This window comes from Salinicola sp., from assembly GCF_982684285.1.
Genome location: NZ_CEXLVS010000537.1, coordinates 1 through 1,037, shown reverse-complemented (window position 1 = coordinate 1,037; position 1,037 = coordinate 1). Strand labels below are relative to the sequence as shown.

Below are 1,037 nucleotides of genomic sequence, written 5' to 3'. Positions count from 1 at the left end.
GAAAATGTGAGGTAACGGTGACTGGTTTTAAATACAGCACTCGATTTTTAGCAAAATCAGCAGCCACAGATCCCCTATCTACATCAACAATATAATAGTGTGGTGTATCGTCATCCCCACCTTTACTGCCCAACCCCAAACAACCTGTCAAAAAACTAACGAATACAATCAGAAATAAAAACTGTCTCAATCGTGTAAACCCCACAAACAAACACTCCAGAATTCAATACAAAAATTAATATATCACTATAGTCATAGCAAGATCAGCCGATATAATACCACTACAACCCACCTACAATAGATTGTGCAAACTATGGACACATTAATCAGTAAAATTCGTGATATCCCCGACTTTCCAATTAAAGGAATTGTCTTCAAAGATATCACCCCACTAGTACAAGATCCGACCAGCTTGCGTTTAGCCATTTCGGAACTGATTAAACCATTCAAAGATACGAATATTACCGCTGTAGCGGGTATGGAAGCCCGTGGCTTTATCTTTGGTAGTCTGGCGGCATGGGAACTTGGTGTCGGTTTTATCCCTCTAAGAAAACCAGGGAAACTACCCTATGATGTACAAAGCGTCAGTTATGAACTGGAATACGGTGAAGCGACATTAGAAGCACATGTAGATGCTATTAAATCCGGCGATCAGATCTTGCTTGTTGATGATGTACTGGCCACTGGCGGTACAGCTAAGGCAAGTTGTGAACTGGTAGAAAAATTAGGTGGCCAGGTTGTTGCATGTGCATTTGTTATAGAATTGTCACTGTTAGAAGGACGTAAACAACTCGAGAATTATGCCTTACACTCGCTTGTGAAATACTCATGACTATAATTTTTCATCTCCTCTTAATTCTGGTTGCTCCCTTGGCGCATGCTCATATCTTCCAGTCGCCAATGACAAATACACACTGGCAAGTAGTTGAATCGCCGCTCGAATGCTCATTAAGTCAAGAAATACCCGGTTTTGGTACTGCGACATTTAGTCAACACTCTGCCGAGAGATGATCTGATTTTTGTTGGCGATACTATTA

General features: G+C 41.0%; 3 protein-coding genes. 2 read left to right on the top strand and 1 reads right to left on the bottom strand.

The genetic code is table 11. The annotated features are described in order from the left end of the window. On the bottom strand, positions 1–205 hold a 205-nt coding region (locus tag AC3AYF_RS21755), incomplete at its 3' end, for a hypothetical protein (RefSeq protein ID WP_487780546.1). 108 nt (positions 206–313) lie between these two features. Here AC3AYF_RS21755 and AC3AYF_RS21750 point away from each other — a divergent pair. Then, complete coding sequence (locus tag AC3AYF_RS21750; RefSeq protein ID WP_487780545.1) at positions 314–832, top strand: adenine phosphoribosyltransferase; 519 nt, start codon at positions 314–316, stop codon at positions 830–832. After that, positions 829–1,011 (top strand): hypothetical protein, encoded by a 183-nt coding sequence (locus AC3AYF_RS21745; RefSeq protein WP_487780544.1) that lies wholly within the window; start codon positions 829–831, stop codon positions 1,009–1,011. Before AC3AYF_RS21750 ends, AC3AYF_RS21745 begins: the two co-directional genes overlap by 4 nt. The last annotated feature ends 26 nt before the right edge of the window (positions 1,012–1,037 follow it).